Annotated in this window: 13 protein-coding genes; 2 read left to right on the top strand and 11 right to left on the bottom strand. The window is 39.5% G+C overall.

The annotated features are described in order from the left end of the window. Positions 1-29: 29 nt before the first annotated feature. The 6 genes from hepC to NIES592_RS19825 form a co-directional block, all read right to left on the bottom strand. Positions 30-779 carry a heterocyst development glycosyltransferase HepC gene (gene hepC / locus NIES592_RS19800; protein WP_073556672.1) on the bottom strand — a complete coding sequence of 250 codons (750 nt, stop codon included), beginning with the start codon at positions 777-779 and terminating at the stop codon, positions 30-32. A gap of 1086 nt (positions 780-1865) precedes the next feature. Then, positions 1866-4097, bottom strand: a complete 2232-nt coding sequence (locus tag NIES592_RS19805; RefSeq protein ID WP_073556673.1) for a GumC family protein — start codon at positions 4095-4097, stop codon at positions 1866-1868. Between the two features lie 24 nt (positions 4098-4121). Further along, positions 4122-5222, bottom strand: coding sequence for a glycosyltransferase (locus NIES592_RS19810; protein WP_062249765.1), 1101 nt, complete (start codon positions 5220-5222; stop codon positions 4122-4124). Between the two features lie 793 nt (positions 5223-6015). Continuing rightward, positions 6016-7329: an NAD(P)H-dependent oxidoreductase gene (locus tag NIES592_RS19815; RefSeq protein ID WP_073556674.1), complete on the bottom strand. Its 1314-nt coding sequence runs from the start codon at positions 7327-7329 to the stop codon at positions 6016-6018. 281 nt (positions 7330-7610) lie between these two features. Continuing rightward, positions 7611-8162: a dTDP-4-dehydrorhamnose 3,5-epimerase gene (gene rfbC / locus NIES592_RS19820; RefSeq protein WP_016867129.1), complete on the bottom strand. Its 552-nt coding sequence runs from the start codon at positions 8160-8162 to the stop codon at positions 7611-7613. Between the two features lie 206 nt (positions 8163-8368). Beyond that, complete coding sequence (locus NIES592_RS19825; protein WP_062249761.1) at positions 8369-9397, bottom strand: NAD-dependent epimerase/dehydratase family protein; 1029 nt, start codon at positions 9395-9397, stop codon at positions 8369-8371. A gap of 1 nt (position 9398) precedes the next feature. Here NIES592_RS19825 and NIES592_RS19830 point away from each other — a divergent pair, with 1 nt between their 5' ends. After that, positions 9399-9608 carry a hypothetical protein gene (locus tag NIES592_RS19830; RefSeq protein WP_062249759.1) on the top strand — a complete coding sequence of 70 codons (210 nt, stop codon included), beginning with the start codon at positions 9399-9401 and terminating at the stop codon, positions 9606-9608. Between the two features lie 57 nt (positions 9609-9665). Here the strand turns inward: NIES592_RS19830 and lhgO are convergent, their stop codons facing one another. The 5 genes from lhgO to NIES592_RS19855 form a co-directional block, all read right to left on the bottom strand. After that, on the bottom strand, positions 9666-10877 hold the full coding sequence (gene lhgO, locus NIES592_RS19835) for an L-2-hydroxyglutarate oxidase (protein WP_073556675.1): 1212 nt from the start codon (positions 10875-10877) through the stop codon (positions 9666-9668). A gap of 73 nt (positions 10878-10950) precedes the next feature. After that, the gene (gene rfbF, locus NIES592_RS19840) at positions 10951-11724 is read right to left on the bottom strand and encodes a glucose-1-phosphate cytidylyltransferase (protein ID WP_073556676.1); all 774 of its coding nucleotides are present in this window, start codon (positions 11722-11724) and stop codon (positions 10951-10953) included. A gap of 483 nt (positions 11725-12207) precedes the next feature. Beyond that, positions 12208-14388 (bottom strand): tetratricopeptide repeat protein, encoded by a 2181-nt coding sequence (locus NIES592_RS19845; RefSeq protein ID WP_073556677.1) that lies wholly within the window; start codon positions 14386-14388, stop codon positions 12208-12210. A gap of 53 nt (positions 14389-14441) precedes the next feature. Then, the gene (locus NIES592_RS19850) at positions 14442-15224 is read right to left on the bottom strand and encodes a PP2C family serine/threonine-protein phosphatase (protein WP_073556678.1); all 783 of its coding nucleotides are present in this window, start codon (positions 15222-15224) and stop codon (positions 14442-14444) included. A gap of 48 nt (positions 15225-15272) precedes the next feature. Next, positions 15273-15947 carry a vWA domain-containing protein gene (locus NIES592_RS19855; protein ID WP_073556679.1) on the bottom strand — a complete coding sequence of 225 codons (675 nt, stop codon included), beginning with the start codon at positions 15945-15947 and terminating at the stop codon, positions 15273-15275. Between the two features lie 602 nt (positions 15948-16549). Here NIES592_RS19855 and NIES592_RS19860 point away from each other — a divergent pair. Further along, positions 16550-17941, top strand: coding sequence for a response regulator (locus NIES592_RS19860; RefSeq protein WP_073556680.1), 1392 nt, complete (start codon positions 16550-16552; stop codon positions 17939-17941). Positions 17942-17983: the final 42 nt, after the last annotated feature.

Consider the following 17983-nt stretch of genomic DNA (forward strand, 5'->3'; position numbering starts at 1 on the left):
CTCTACATAGACCAGCAAGTATATGAATATTACAGTTCAAAGCTATTTACGGAATCCAAAATCAACTGATTGGACTCTGCTTCCTCTACTTGCCATGAACCTACAACTCCTGGTAGTTGATTTAGCTGTTGTTGTTCTTTGGCGCTTAGTTCTAGTGCTTCTGCTAATGTCCAGCAGCGGGGACCTGTTAGGCTCATTTCACCCCGCACTACATTTAATATCAATGGCAGATTGTGTAATCCAGTTTTTTTACTTAGTGCTGTGGTGCGAAACTTAAATCCCCGAAATAACCTACCCCGTTCGCCAACGTGCCACTCCCTCTCCAAAATCGGTTCTGAGGAAGACAGTTGCATTAATAATGCTAATCCTAATGTGATCGGACTTATTACTAGCAAAAACAATAGGGCAACAATCCTATCTCCTAATCGCTTAAAGGTTTTCAATAGGGAATTTTCTGATATACGGTAATTTTTGCCAGAGTTTATACGTAAGTATATAGGCTTAGATGCTTGCTCACAGGCATTAGCCCAAAGGTTCAGCTTCGCTTCGCCTAGTTTTGGATCTATACGAACTAACTTAACTGAAGAATGTTTTAAGCACTCTACTAATAATTGCTCGTCATCTAGTACAGGCAGATATGGTTGCTTTAAGTTTCCTAGAGGCTTTACTAGCAACTGATCCCGTCGCCAGACAAGTGTGCAGTATGGGTGGCGATCGCCTTTTTGTGTTTGAGTTTCACTATAGCAGGTGTCTAAAGGTGAAATTATTGAAGTAGTCATAATGTTTTAAGTTATACTTATGGTAGATTACTGACCTGATATCAAGGGCTTTTGCGCCAAAGAATCTGATCTTTTCTCACTCTTTTACTTAGAATCAAACCTGGGAATTTATTTAAGTACGAAACAAAATGAACTGTCATATAGACATCTACACATCTTGTTTATTAAATTCCTGTTTGATAAGCCAGATATTTATAAGAAGTTAAAGATATTGGTTACCTTTTGGATTTATCTAAAAAAATTATGTTTTTAAACTTGAATTTTTTCTCATTTTGTACTTTCAATTTTGGAATCAATGTGCTTCAATATCTAGGATATAAGACTCAGTAAGAATCGCAGTCGTAAAAATAAATTCTTTATTCACTCTTTAAAGAGCTTGCGTGTTTCACAAAAAAATATTAAGTTACTATGAATTTCTTCTGTGATGAAACTACGTAAATAATTTTTGATTTAAAAATATTTGGCAATTCACAAAATTTTAATTATTACGAACAAATATAATTTTAGGCAGAGAAAGCAGTACTTCTTTGGAGGCTTCAGTTCACGTATTACATACATAAAGCCTAAAGTCACTATTTGCGTACTGAGGACAGTAGGCTTGAGAGCAATACGGTTAGTTACTTTTAAGAAGGCAGAGGAGCCAGTGCGGTGGACGGGTTTCCCGGCATGCATAAAGCACCTGGCGTGGCAGGAGGCAAAAGGGAAGAAGATTTGGCTTGTTTGTAGGCGATCGCTGTAAGTCTGCCTATTCTTAAAAAGGGGATATGAGGGTCTAAGAGTGTGGGAGAAAAATTGTATTTCTTGCATCTGTTCTTGCCCCTACCCAATATCCCGCCGTCAAATAAATTTGGGGCTAAAAGCTGACTATGCCCAAGAGTAATTATACTTATAACGAGGAAATCAATATTTAACTCCTCCTACACCCCTATACCTATTTTCAAATATAGATGTACAATTACCAGCCTTGGTGAAAGTATGAGTATTCAAACGGACAAGCTATAATTCATTTCTAGAGATATCTAATAAAAACTTTGCGCTACCCTTGCGGGTAGCGCTAGCTGTGAACCGTTCGTTAATCTAGATTGTCTATTCTTCTATCGCTCTTTGTAATGCAAGTGAGTGTTGTTTTCCATAAGGTACGTAGGTGCTGCCAGCATCTGAAACTCCATTTGCCACAACACCAATGAGATTTAATCTACTGAGCATAGCTGTAGCTTGTGCGAGTTGAGTTCTTGTGACTCTACCGATGCTGGCTACCATGACCACACTACGACAAGCCGAGGCTGTGAGTAGGGCATCTACTAAACCGAGAACCGGAGGAGCATCTACAATTACCAAATCATAGTTCTCTTCAAAGGCAGCCATCAATTCTTCCATACGAGGGGAACTCAACAAATTAGCTGGGTCTGCGGGTGCAGGACCAGCTGTCAAAATATCTATGTATGATGAGCCAGCAGAAGGAATACTAATTTGATTCGGTAGAGTAGACTCACTCACCAGTAAAGTGGAAAGTCCTTGTTCGTTGGGAAGATTGAGTTGTTTGTGTAAGTTGGGAGCGCGTAGATTAGCATCGATGAGTAATACTCGTTTGTGTAAACGAGCAGCACTCATTGCTAAACCCAACGCCAAACCTGACTTACCTTCATCAGGTAATGCCGAAGTTACCATCAAAGATTTGAAGGTGGAAACTGAATTTAAAAGTTCAATATTCTTATAAATTAAATCCAGCGATTCCCAGCGTGGAGGAGATTGCAGAACCTGAATTGTCCAAGGTGCAAGCACCTCTGGCTTACCAAAGGGTAACTTGAAGACTGATTCTCTGGTTTTAGCAGGTGGTAATTTGGGAGTAGTTCCCAATACTGGCAAAGCAGTTTGCCTTTCTAATTCAGCAGTAGTATGAACAGAATCATCAGATGCATCACGAATAAAGGCAGCCACACCTCCTAACATTAGCCCAACAACTGCACCCAACATCAAATTTTGCTTGAGGTTGGGGCCCATAAACATACCCTTGCGTGGTGGCTCTACAACTTCCCAGTTAAATCCTCCTTTGTCAAGTTCCTGCTGTAACTGTTGTTGTGCTTTTAACAGTTCTTGCAGTCTTTCACGACCAAGTTGAATTTGAGGTTGTAGGCGACTGTATTCAGCTAATTTAGCCGGGAAGCCTTTGAGTTCATCACGTACCTGCTGTTCTTTTTGGGCTAAACTTTGGTCACGAGCTGCCAAGGCGAGTAAATTGGTTTGTGTCTCTACTAGCTGACCAGCAAGAGTCAGGTCAATTTCGCTCTTCTGCCCTTGCTTAAGAAGATTACCTCCTGAGGCGTTGATATTAGTCTGTTGTCCTCCTAAAGTATTTCCTGCTTCTTGTTGCAACAATTCTTTCTGCTGTTGCAGTTGTTCTACTAGCTTGATCACACTAGGAGCCTGATCAGTAAAGCGCAAGCGTTCCTGTGCCAAAGCTAATTGCGTTTTTTGGATTTCGTTGAGTAATGCTTGGTAGCGTGTAGACTGACTCAAACGGGCCTCTACAAGGGCATTTTGTGGAGTACTTTGCAACTGTTGTTGCAAAGATGCATAACGAGCCTTTGCCTCTTCATATTCAGCACGAGTTGTGCGTCGATCCTGAAGAATAGCGTTTAAATTATCTTCTAGAGATTTTGCCTGTGATTCTGGGTCAATTAAATTTTGATTTCTGCGGAAGCGCTGTAAGTTTGCTTCTGCTCTATTGACTTCTTCTACAGTGTCTCTTAATTGTTGCTGGACAACTCTTAGACCTTTTCTTAAACGCTCAGCTTGTTGTTGTTGGTTATATTCCAAATATACTTGTCTAATTGCATTTAGAACTCTTTGTGTTTTATCTGGATCTGTATCGGTATAATCCGCTTGAAAAATATTGGTAGCAAGATTGTCTTCTCTTGTTCTTAATTGATTTAATACCAAAGCGCCCTGAATTTGCTCTGCTGTTATGTCTGGGTACTCGGGCTTGAGTTTATCAACAGCTCTTTGAATCAGCACTGAGCTTTGCATGATATTGAGCTGGGTTGCAGTATCAATTACAACATTAGTATCAGTGAAAGTACTTCCTGTAGTTGGTGCTCCTTTTGTATTACCTTCATAGTTGGGTTTTACCAACAGCTGCATTGAGCTTTTGTATGTAGGCGGTGTTCTTTTGGTGAGCAAAGCAGCACCGGCAATACACGTAATAAATACTACTAAAAACCAAGGAAGTCTGCGGATGAGTACCGCAAAAATTTGCCCATAACCCGGTTCTGTTTCATTAACTGGATTTACATGGGGACTCAGACTGGATTGAATCACGTTTACTATCCCTCAGCTAACAAGTCAAACTAGTGAAATGTTTAAATTACAAGCTTGATCAACAACTTGGTCAACTTTACTAAAGAAGGCTTCCTCTGAAAAGTTTGCCACTGCATGATTACGAATGTCTTCGTAATCCCAATCAATTTCCCTGGCTTCTAGTAGAGCTGCTTGAAGAGATTCAGGTGTTTGCCTCTTAAAAAATACACCTGTTTTACCGGGTATTTGAGTATCCAATACTCCACCCGCACCATAGGCAATTACTGGTGTGCCACTAGCATTTGCCTCTACTGGAACTAATCCATAGTCTTCTAGAGCTGCTACTATGATGGATCTAGCTTTAGCGAACAATTGTGTACGTTGGGCATCTGGGACATGTCCTAAAAACTCTACATTGCTAAGAGCTTTCGATTGTAAGCGTTCTCGCTCTGGACCATCTCCTGATATTAGTAATCGCCATCCCAGCCAATTAAAAGCTTCGACTATTATATCAAGACGTTTGTAGCTGATCATCCGAGCTGAGGCTAGATAATAATCTTCTTTGGACTTTGTAAAAACAAATTTACTAGTATCAATAGGATAATTAATAACAATAGCTTTTTTGCCGTAAGTTGTTTGAATACGACGAGCTACAACGCTGGAATTTGCTATGTAGAGGTCTGGTTCTTGTGCATATGCAAGATCCACCTTTCTCATCACTTGAAAAACTTGTTCGATTAAAGGAGCAAAGTATCTATAATCTCCATACTCCCGTAAGTATGTTTCTGTATCCCATAAAAAGCGAGTAATGTTATGACAAAAGCAAATATGCTTTGCTGAAGGGTTTTTGCGTACTGCTTTAGCAAAACTGGTGCTACTGCTAATAATCAAATCATATTCCTGTAAGTCTAAAGCCCGAAAGGCTGGAAAATAAAAAGGAGCCATGAGGCGAAAATATTTAGCAGCGCCAGGAATATTTTGCAAAAAAGTTGTGTTGACAATCCGTTCACCCAAGTCGATTGTTTGTTGGGGATCATACAAAGAGGTGTAGATATCTGCTTCGGGATAGCGTTTACAAAGTAATTCAAAGACTCTTTCTGCGCCCCCTCGCTGGGTTAAGTAATCATGGACTAAAGCTACTTTCATATTATTTATAAGTTGAATCTATACAACAGCATTAACTGAAAAATTAATTCTTGATACCATACTCATGCTTAGTTTTTTGTTAACACATCTTTACATACAATCTGTGCATAGGAAAATCCCGATATGACTTTCAAGTTTTAAATAAGTTCCCTGTAAATTCCGGTTTTTATAAATTTTTGATGAAGTTCCCTAGACTGTACAAACAAGAAGCGATCGCTTGGGTAAAGATTTCTAGGACTTCAACTGCAAGTTAGACAAACTACCCATTGTACTTATCTAGAGAATAAGGATATATGATGTTTCTTACCTGTACTGTTACCCATTGACCAATTCGAGAAATTTTGCAGTGAGTCTATTGCTAATTTGTCAAGTAGCCTTAGTAGTAATTTATTGATAATTGGCATCAGTGATTTTTTGATTGGTGTTTTTAAAGTGTTCATACCGAAATTTTCCTTGAAATCGGAGAAGAAGTTTAGTATTATATGATCTGATTTACAAAAACTTTAATTTTGTTTGGGACTTACTAATGAGATACCCCAATTTACCCTATGTAGGAGGGGATATTCACTAAGAATACATTCGTTTATTATAAATTTTTATTCTTTTTGCATATCTTTCTTTAACAGACCTCTATCCCTCGCCGAGATGGGGAAGGAGTAAGATTTTTACCAGCACTCCGGAGGGGAATTAAGGGGGGTTATAGCGATCGCAATATTCTTATCTGTAAAGCAAAGACGCGAAACTTCGCGTCTTTACACAAACAAAACAATATTTTTATTTTGCGCTGCTCTAATTACCCAACAGCTGTCAAGGTTTTAGGCGAGGCGAAATAAGCATTTTGCTCAGCTCTGAGTTTGTCGCAAAGTCTACCTTCTGGCAGTTCCACATCATCGTAGGTCAGGACTTGGTCTTTAGGAATATCTCGTTTGAGACGACATCCTTCAGCTAAACCCATTGGTAAAAGATTTTGCTCTTGAACTACATGAGAGTTTTCACACTGCCCATAAGTCATGTAATAACCAATACCATCCAAGGTTTCACCTGCTTTCAAGTCTATTTTGGCAGTAGTAACAACATCAACAATGGGAGCGCCTAAGGGACTTAAGACATAATCTTGAAACAGAACAGCCCGAGCAACAGATAACGGCACTTCAAAATGGCAGAGGTGGTAAGGAGTATAGAAGCTATATAGAGGTCCTTCACCTAATTTGTATAAGTTGAGGTAATGACGTTGCTTAGGATCATCATGAGTAGCAAATACAAATACTCCTGGTCCTGGTTTAGCACCAACTACATAATCAACGATACCGCCGAGTTCCTTGAGTTGGTCAACGTCATACATTTTGGTCATTTCATCGACGTGGCCATCAAAGTTGTATCCCAGCATTCCCCGCTTGGCAACCTTCATGCCTGTGCCATTGGCAACGATCGCCTGCTCGAAGGAAATTTTTGTGCCATCGGCGAAGCTAGTAACCATGTGGGCTTTTTGCCCCCAACGCTTGGCAAAGGCTTCTTGGGTGGTGGGGTTACGATATGGGTCTTGTAAACCCTTAATATTACCACACAATAGAGGAGTCAGACCAATACTTTTTACAAAGCGGTAGAGATTCATTTGTACCCCTGGCTGATCGCCATCGCAGGCGGTGAGAATCACACCAGCTTTGTCAGCGTACACTTTCAGAATTGCGCCCACCGTACCATCAAGTTCAGCATTCATCATGATCACATGCTTACGATGGGCGATCGCTTCCATGATTACATGAGCGCCAAACTCTACAGCGCCTGTAACCTCTATTAAAGCATCAATACCTTCAGCACGGCAAAGTAACATCGCATCTTCGGTGACTGTATAGCCTCCATTCGCGATAGCATCTTCTAATTCCGTCACAGTGTTAGCGACTTGCAAATTTTCAATCCCTGCTTCTGAATAAGCCCGCTTCGCTGCATCAAGATTGCGGTTGGAGATAGCAACCAACTCCATACCGGGAACAGAGTTAGCAATTTGATTAGCAATTCCTCGACCCATGAAGCCTGCACCGATCATACCTACTTTTACAGGGTTGCCAGCTTCTGCACGAGCAGCTAAAGCGCGATCGACAATAATCATTAACTAAACTCCTGTGTTTTACCTAAAAAACTAAATAACCTGAAAAAATGCTAATTCTTTTGTATTAATTTCGCGAAATAAAAAATGAACAAAATTATGTCTGATGTCACTGAAAAACTAAACAAACCAATTCTATTTAAAAAAGCAATCACCAACAACTAACATTAAATGCAAACAGAAAATCTATCTGTGTCTATCAGTGTGCATCGGTGTTTATCGGTGGTCGATTTATCAAAAAAGATTGTTCTCCCAGCTTCAATTCCCATCAGACATAAATTTTGTTACTTGGAACCACCAACACTCATCATTGACATTAAAGGCCAATTCAAATCTTTTTCAGAAATTTCTGTCACTTCCAAAGGCCATTTAATGTTAAAGAAAGGATCGTCATAGCGCAGACCTCTTTCATATCCTGGAGTATAGAACTCTCCAACTTGATATGTGACTTCTGCTCCATCGGTCAGTGCTTGATAGCCGTGAGCGAACATCTCCGGTACATATAAAGCACGATGATTTTCTGCGGTTAGTTCTACACCAAAATGTTGTAAAAAAGTCGGAGATTCAGGACGCATATCAATAATTACGTCATAGATAGCGCCTTTAGTACAACGAATCAACTTTGTTTCTGCTGCTGGGGGAACTTGATAATGCATTCCCCGCAAAGTTCCTTTTTTGTAGTTGAAAGAAAGATTGCATTGGGCAACTGTTGGCTTTAAACCATGTGCTTCAAATTCTTTGGCACAGAAAGTACGTGCAAAAAAACCACGATGATCGTGTTTTTCTTCTAAATCAATAATGTATGCATCTTTGAGTTCAGTTTTGGTAAAAATCATGAGTAACCTCCAGAGTGAATAAAGTAGATTAGTGGATTAAATACCAACTAATCATGATATTTTAGTAACTTTTTATTGCTAATTATATTTCTCTGACACCAAATCTAAAATTTTTACAAAAAATGATTGGTAAAATTTGCAGACCCAAGAAAAGCTGTTTGATTCAGAATCTGCAAGCATTTTATCTTACCAATCAAATTATTTAGTTAATATTTAGTCCAGAAGAAATCTTGATCAATTTGTTGTGTACGAATCAGATACTCTAGCTGCTTTAAGCGAGTAAAACCTCTAGATAAGAAAACTTCCTCTGTCATATCAATTTTGCTAAACAAATCAAATAATTGTTTCGCACCCTGCTGGGCGTTCCAATCACACTTAAAGCCAGGTAAGACGCTATTGATTTTCTCAAAAGAAACTCGATAACTGCGATTGTCTGCTCCTTGAGAGCCAAAACTTAATTGACAGCCAGGGAAAACATCAGCAATAATTTCAGCTATTTCTTTAACTCGATAGTTATTTGCAGTATCTCCAACGTTGAAAATTTGGTTGTGTACAATATCGCGGGGGGCTTCCAGAGTGCAAACAATAGCTTTACAAATATCTAAAGCATGAACGAGTGGACGCCAAGGTGTACCATCGCTAGTCATTTTGATTTCCTTAGTAGTCCATGCTAGACCTGCTAAATTATTTAAAACAATATCAAAGCGCATTCTGGGGGAAGCACCAAAGGCGGTAGCATTTCGCATAAAGGTAGGAGAGAAGTCATCATCAGCAAGTAGTTTGACATCTCGTTCCACTAAAGTTTTACATTCTGCGTAGGCTGTTTGAGGATTAACAGGAGATTCTTCGGTGACATCTCCTTCTGTTGCTACACCATAAACACTACAAGAAGACATGTAGACAAACCGACGCACTCCTGCTTCTTTTGCCAGATTGGCCAGACGAACTGAACCTTTGTGATTAATATCATAGGTAATATTAGGTGCTAGCTGTCCAGTTGGATCGTTAGAGAGTTCCGCCATGTGGACTACTGCTTCGACACCTTGCAAGTCTTCTAAAGTGATGTGACGAATATCTTTGTTGAGGGTTTTAGCTGTTAGTTCAGTTCCGTTATATAACCAACCTACTTTATAAAAACCAGTATCTACACCGATGACTTCATGCCCTTTTTGAATCAATAAAGGAGGTAATAATGAGCCGAGATAACCTTCTGTTCCTGTGACGAGAATTTTCATTGTGAAAAGTCCTTATGTGTTGATTAATGAATTGATTACGATTAGAAATAACCTGGGCGGTTACAGCAAGATGAATGAGAATTTTGACGTTGCTGAAAATAATGGGATGATTGCGGTTGATGCGGGGACACCCAGACACACTGATGAGTGTTGGCGCAAATTCCAACTCGCATCTCACAATTATGCAATGCCAAAATTCTTTGTGTCTTAGAGTCTTAGTGGTTGATTTTTCACCAACCTACCCTTACAGGAATAAGCACTTATGTGATTAGGCTACTGTGGTTTGAAGATGCTGTGGTTGGGGAATTTGAGCAACTATGGCTTTACCAATTTCAATTGAAGAAGTGGCTGCTGGGGAAGGTGCATTGCATACATGAGCGGTGTTTTGTCCGTGAATAATTAAAAAGTCATCGACTAACTTACCGTCATTCATCAACGCTTGGGCGCGAACTCCAGCGTGGGTGGGAATTAAATCTTCTGATTGAACTTCGGGAATTAGTTTTTGCAAACTTCTGGTAAAGGCTGCTTTACTAAAGGAACGAATAATTTCTTTGATTCCTTCGTCAGCGTGTTTAGCTGCTAGCTTCCAAAAACCAGGATAGGTCATGACTTCAACAAAGTCACGCAAGTCAAAGTCAGTTTTTTTATAACCTTCCCGTTTGAGACTTAAAACGGCGTTGGGCCCGGCGTGGACAGTGCCGTCAATCATCCGAGTGAAATGAACGCCTAAGAAAGGAAAGTCGGGGTTAGGAACTGGATATATTAAACCTTTGACAAGATAGCGTTTTTCCGGTACTAATTCGTAATATTCACCCCGGAAAGGTACTATTTTAGCTTGTGGGTCTACTTTACCTAGTTTGGCAACGCGATCGCTATGCAAACCAGCACAGTTAATTACAAACCGAGTTTCAAAAGTACCGTTATTTGTCTCTAGTACTTGATTTTTGCCACTGGGAACTATTTTTTCAACTTTTGTGTTGAGTCGTAATTCTCCTCCTTGTTGGGAAATGATTTCCGCATACTTGAGACAAACTTGTTTGTAGTTAGCAATACCTGTAGAATATACGTAAATTCCACCTACAGAGGTAACGTGAGGTTCAAATTCTTTGACTTCCTCGGGGCTAATTCTCTTAACTTTAATGCCGTTTTCTAAACCACGCTTATATAGATTTTCTAAGCCTGGTAATTCGCTTTCATCGGTAGCAACTATTACCTTGCCACAAACTTCATAATCAATCCCATGCTCTTGACAAAATTCCACCATTGATTGACAACCATCACGGCAAAATTTCGCTTTAAAACTCCCTGGTTTATAGTAAATACCAGAGTGAATTACACCACTGTTATTACCAGTTTGATGAAAAGCCCATTGGTTTTCTTTTTCCAATACTAGAATCTTGGCATTGGGATAGGTTTTACCTAAGGCCATCCCGGTGGAAAGACCAACAATGCCCCCACCTATAATTGCAAAATCGTACATTGGTATTCTCGCCCCTGTCACCACGAAATAATTATGGATTGATTTTTACTCATAACTCATAAGTTGAGAGCATCTACCATACTTTCCAAGGCGCTTTGCCCTTATTCCATAAATCTTCTAAATAATTTTTATCTCTGAGAGTATCCATTGGCTGCCAAAAACCATCATGTTTAAAAGCAGACAACTGTTCCATCTCAGCCAGCTTTTCTAATGGTTCTTTTTCCCAAACCGTAGAATCATCAGCAATAAAATTAATGACTTCTGGTTCTAAGACAAAAAAGCCGCCATTAATCCAAGCACCATCTCCTTCTGGTTTTTCATGAAAACTGGTGATTTTGGTTTGTTCGCTTCCCAAAACAATTGCACCAAACCGTCCAGGTGGTTGTACAGCAGTGAGTGTTCCTAAAGTTTTTTGTTCCTTATGGAATTTAATTAATTCTGTAATATTGACATTGCTGACGCCGTCACCGTAGGTAAAGCAAAAAGTTTCATTGCCTATATGTTCTCTGACTCGCTTTAATCTACCACCTGTCATGGTGTTATCACCTGTATTTACCAAAGTGACACGCCAAGGTTCGGCATTACCTAAATGTACATTCATTTGATTGAACCGCATGTCAAATGTCACATCTGACATGTGCAAAAAGTAATTAGCAAAATATTCTTTAATTACGTATCCTTTATAACCACAGCAAATAATGAAATCATTAATACCATGAGCAGAGTAAATTTTCATGATATGCCACAATATTGGCTTACCACCAATTTCCACCATAGGCTTAGGTTTGATGCTGGTTTCTTCGCTAATGCGGGTACCAAGTCCTCCAGCCAAAATTACTGCTTTCATGCAATAGCCTCTAATGTTTTAGGTAGATGAATTGAAATATTCCAACGTTTAACAGTGAAGACAAAGCATTATTTATTGCTGTTTTTCTCAGTATACAATCTAACCGTATTTTGCTAGATAAGTATGAAGAGCAGATAAATTAACTGCTTATATGTGTAAAAAAATGGAAAAGTTTGTAGCGATCAGAACAAATTATATTTTGACTAAAATCACTATATAAAAAATACAATGCCTAGTATAAAATAGCTAAATTAAGTTTAGGTTTGGCGAGCTAGATCAGCTAATATAAAAAGCTTTTGCTTTCTGTACTGATGCTTTTTATTAGCATTAGATTAGTTGTAGTAATTATCTAATACAAATTAACAAAAAATTATCTTTTTGAGATTATTAGCTTAATAATATAGCTGCCGATTATATAGAAAAAAGCTTACTTTTCCTATATCAAAATCGGCTGTTATATTTATATTATTTCTGAAGTCTTTATTAACGAGCTTTTTGCGAAAAAGTTGCGTTCTGGAACATGGTGTCACATTTATTTTCAACAACTATGCAAATGCTGCTCAGTGCTTGTTGATAACTTTCCTCGTCATCTTGCTCCAGAGAAATTTTTGCAGCCATTTGTAAATCTTCTACTGCTTTGCTTTGCTGGGAGCGAGATTCGTTACCACCATACTGAGCAAGTTCATGGTAGACAATGCCTCGCTTCAGATAAACTTTTGATAATCGCGGATTGATTTGTATTGCTCTGCTAAAATCAGCAATTGCTTTGGTGTATTCTTGTTCAAAGTTGCTACTATATTGGGCAATTTGATAGCGGACAACACCTAACTGATAGTGAGCTTCGGCTCTGGATGGATTGAGACTGATTGCTTGGTTAAAATCAGCGATCGCTTTTTGATAATCTAGCTGTGAGTCACCGCTATATTTGGCCATTTGAGCGCGGACAATACCTCTTCTGATATAAGCTTCTACTTCGTTAGGATTTAAACGCAGGGCAGTATTAAAATCAGCAAGAGCTAAATTATAGTTTTTATCTTGGTCAGTACTATATTCAGCTTGCATGTAATAGACATTGCCACGATTGACATAAGCTTTTACTTCTTTGGGGTTAATTTTAATTGCTTGATTGTAATCAGCGATCGCGGCGTCGTAATCTTTGAGATTGTAATGAGAATTGCCCCGGTTGACAAAGGCTTTGGCGTGTTGAGGTTGCTTTTTAATTGCTAGGGTAAAGTTTTCAATTGCTTGATCATATTTTTTGACTTTGTAAGCAGCATGGCCTTGCTTATAGTAATCTGCAAAACTTAGATTCAGATGATTGTCACGCGACTCAATCAAACTTTGTTGAGCTAAAGAATCTTTACGTAGATAACTACTGGTCAAATCATTGGTTAAGTCCAAATAGAAGAACGTACCAATACCAAGCAAAGCAAAAATCACAGAATACAACCCAACCTTATTAGAAGATTTATACGCACGCACTTTACGTGGAGGTATGGGAGTGTAATAGTTATGTTGCTGGAATGAAGACGTTGCTGTTTGGGGAAAACGACGAGTGTCGGAAGTACGCCTTCTAGTGGTAATACGGGGTTTGAGGTGTTCTCTGGTTGCAATTACCTGTGGAGATGGGAAGGGATCACGTCCACCTAATCGCAGGCTACGTTCGCACCAGGGACAAATTTCTAGATGGTTGCTATAACGGTGTTGGGGGTTAGTGCTACAACTAACCAAAGCATCTTCAGCTTCCGCTAAGGCTAATACCCAACTTTGAGCGCTGGGACGTAACAGAGGGTTGCTATGACCATCTTCAAAACAACGCAAGAATAGTTCTTGCAAGCTGGGGTGGAGAATTTTCCAAGGAGGTGCAATTGGGGTGGGAACGTAGGGTACGCTGCGGTTTTGGCTATAGGTAAAATGACCAGCTGCGATGCGTGCTTCGTAGGGTGGTGGTTCACCTGCGCCTTGGTAAATCCCAGAAAATGGATGAGTACCTTCCATCAAAAGTTGGAAGATTAGCACTGCTAAACCGAATAAGTCATGGGGAACAGCGCGATCGCACTTGGCAAAGGTTTTATTCTGTAGTTCTGGGGGGGTAAATTCTGGTTTACCAACGGGACAACGATGCACGAAATCATTGTCAGGGTCGTAAACTTGGAATGAGTCTGTGTCCACAACTGTAACTAAAGCTGTGTCACTGACGAGGATATTTGACTCATTCACATCACCTACACAATAGCCGCTGGCGTGTAAGGCTGCAAAGGCTGCTGCTAAGTTACGAGCGGTGCGGAGCAGGTATTGATAGCTAAATAATGGACAATGCTGGCGACGGGTTCTAGGGTTGTAAAAGTCGATGATCGGACGCATTCCCCGAATTCGGGGCATTAAAAAGCCGACGATGCGATCGCTACCATCTGCTGCTCGTAAAAGTTCTGTCGGCCAAGCAATCGAGATGTGTCCGAGACTAGCCGTGGGGTTTTCTGGTGGGTGGTTGAGCATCACCTCCAGTTTCCGTGCTTGCACCTCAGATGGTTTGTGATAAACCTTTGCCACTGCATTGGCGTCAGTTGGCACTGTATAAATACAAGCTTCACCACCACGTCCTAAACTGACAGTGAGATTAAGATGAACAATTTTTTGGTTGGGAAGATAACGTAGTACCTGCATGATATATTTAATGATAGGGAAGATGTATGTAATTTTAAACAGCAATAATATTGCTAATCGGTTAACGCCGCAATCACCAACGTTAGATCATCGTCTGTGCGTTGGGTGATCCGGTCTGAACGCAAAAACTTCACAAGTTGCTCTTTGGCGATAATTTTGTCCTCGGCACTGGCAACAAAGTCAAACAAAGGAAGAAAGAAGGGTTTGTGAGGCGCACTAATAGCCATATTCATTGCCAGCAACTGCAATCCATCAGTGAGGACACCAATGTTGACAACTGACTGACGCCACACCTTGACTTGGACTTTTTCCATTGCGCCCGGGGAAACCAAAAAAGTGGTTTCATTCATGTATTCGCCGTTGTCAGGCATAGTTAAGGCAATCAAGTTGCCGATGCGATCCTTTGCTACTGCCACACCGTCGCCTACTTGTGCCACTGCCACAATTTCTGGTGTGGCGACTAGAACAATTAGAGTGCTGGCTAAATCTTGGGGTTGTTTATTACAGGCAATAGCTTCTGCTTCTACAGCTTTTCTGGCGGCTAGTACGGCGTCTATTAAAAGCGATCGCACAAAAGCATCATCAACCAAAGTACGTCGGGAAACTTCTTGATGAGCACAGATGGTTGCCACTGCTGTTTCTGCTGCAACCATTGCCCCGACTTTCCCTAAAATCGCTGAACCCGCGCCATCAGCTGCTGACACCACCAAGACATTATCAGGCAATATTACAAAGTGGTGAGCGTCCTGACACAGCTGCTTGTTTTTCGTATGGCTTGTACCACATACTGATGCGGCAACTACCCGCCATTGAGGTGTCCTTGTTGAAGTTTTCATAAACTAATCTTCTAACAGCTGTGTAAGTACAAAAGATGCAATCTTACATCAAACAGAACCCCAACCAATCGGAGGTAGTGCCACCTGCTCATCTACTTTAGAATGAGAAACCGCTGACATGCTGGCGGATAACCAGACAAACAGCTCAACAAAGTTTAATCCCGTTAGCTTTAAGGGGGTACGCACAGCAATTTGACTTAAGCGTGCCATATTAGCATTTTCCACACCTACCGTAAAAAAAGCAACACGTTTATTCACTTCATCGGCTTGCAGTCTTTTTGCTGCTTGGTCTACTAGGTTATCTGCTTCGCCTTGTGGTTCTCCATCAGTAATCATGAATACCCAAGGGCGATAGTAAGCAATACCATTAGCACGATACTGGGCTTTGCGTTCTTGAATCAAGTCCAAAGCTTTATGGATACCAGCACCCATATTTGTCAATCCCTGTGCTGTTAGTATAGGCGGATTAAACTGGTCGGCGGTCACGAAGTCTTGTACTACATTGACATGACTGTCAAAAGTAACTATTGCTACTTCTACTCTTCTGGAAGCTAAGGAATTTTTAATTAACTCATCTCTAAAACTCAGTAATCCTTCATTTAGGGCATTGATTGCCATACCTTGCATTGAGCCAGAGGTATCAAGTAGTAACACGCAAGGACAACGGGGTTCTGGGTTCTCAGCAAACTCAACGACTTCATCAAGTCTTAATGTATCGGTCATAACTTTTTGTGTTATATTCAGCTTCGAGCTATTATTTTCCTGGATCTCAAAGTATATAGTTTATAGAGTTGGTAAGACTACCTAGATGTGTTTGGATTTTAGATAGTTTACTAGTTATAAAACAATTCGCAACTGCCAAATTACGTAATTTTTTTTCAAAAGTACTCCCTTGGAGTTAGTGGTGAAAAAGAGAAGTTCTCAGGTTTGGCATTGTCTTTAGAAGCTTAATTTAAAATAACTTATACGTATAATTTACAGAATACAATAACTGCGTAACTGAGCTAACGGGATATTTTAAAGATTTCATGTAGAAAATTCATAGTTTAGATAAAAGTAAGTAAGCATTATTAGCATTCTCATCAATATTGAGGGAATTTGTATAAAAATACAGAATCACTCAAAACAAAAATATAAAACACTTGCTCTATTACTTATACAAAATTTAACAACTCTCCTGAGAGTAGCTTTTCTAGCTTGTAAGATATACATGACAAGTCAAAAAAATTTTTTTGTAAAGAAATTAGAAATAACAAGATGCAACATTCTGCGCAGAATGCAAATGCACAAGAAAACTGCTATTTCCCCGTAAATCCTCTAAGGAAATGAATAATTACGGCACATTCACAAATCTACATCCTCTAAGTTTGTTAAGACAATTATCCAACTGTTCTGACAGCACTTGTTTACAAGCCTTGAGTAACTCAGTTACCTGGTCTATTTTTATTGACCAGGGCAAAATTACATTTGCTACCCATTCCATCGAACCCTTCGATAGACTGGAACGTCATTTGCGTCGCCTCAGTCATCGCATTCCTACCCTGACCAGTGAAATTCGTGTCCAATTACGTCTGCTATTTGAACCCGATTCCTATAATCAGTCCATAGAATACCATAGTTTAAATTCTGAAGAATCTATCAGTCATCAACGTCCTGCTGAATATCAAGCCATTTGCTGGTTATTTAGTCAAAAACATCTTAACCCTACCCAAGCAGCTGTACTGATTCAAGAATTGGCAAAAGAAGTAATTGAATCCTTTTTATTAATTAAACAAGGTAATTATGAATTAAAAGAAAATCCAGAGCGAATGCCAATCATTTGTAGACTAGATGTTGGAAAACTGATAGAACGTTGTCAAGGGAGGTTGCAAGATTGGCAGTCTTTTGCACCACATATTTCATCACCTTATCAGCGTCCATATCTGCGGGTGAAAACCCTCAGTTCACAAACCAATTTACCAGAAATACAGCAAAATATAACTGAATGGATAAAGGGTTTTAGCCTACGTCATCTGGCAGTAATTATCAATCAAGATGAAATACATGTGCTGAAAACTCTGTATCCTTATATTTTAAATGGCTCAATTTTATTGCATGAACCAGACCCACCTTTCGATAAATTACCGAAAACATTTGAGCAAGTAATAGAAAATGATCATACAAATACATTAAAAAATAAAGAATTAATAGACATATCATCAATAGAAAACAGTAATACAAAATCTCAAACAAATTCTCAAAAATTAGCACAGATCACTCAGGCGAGAAGAAAAAAGCTACAAGAACTCACAAGCCCAATTAACGTCAACCCTACTCTCAAACAAGCTACTCCTGCTCCTGCAAATATTCGCAAAAAATATAAAATAGTTTCTATAGATGATAGTCCAACGTTTCTGAAAGAAATTAGTCGTTTTTTAGAAGAAGAAAATTTCTCTGTAGTGACAATCAGCGATCCACTCAAAGCAGTCATGGCAGTAATTAGACACAAACCAGACTTGATTTTATTGGATCTGAACATGGAAGGAATTGATGGTTATGAATTATGTCGCATTATCCGTAATAACTCGATGTTTAAAGAGACTCCGATTGTGATGGTTACAGGTAGCAAGGGAATAATAGATAAAGTTAGAGCTAGATTTGTAGGTGCATCGGGTTATTTAACAAAACCATTTACGCGTGCAGATTTACTCAAAATGGTGTTTATGCATTTGACTTGATGCACAAAATTATAGACTGGTGAATTTGCGTGGAATTGAGGA

Origin of the sequence: Fischerella major NIES-592, assembly GCF_001904645.1 — a bacterium.
Lineage (GTDB): Bacteria > Cyanobacteriota > Cyanobacteriia > Cyanobacteriales > Nostocaceae > Fischerella > Fischerella thermalis.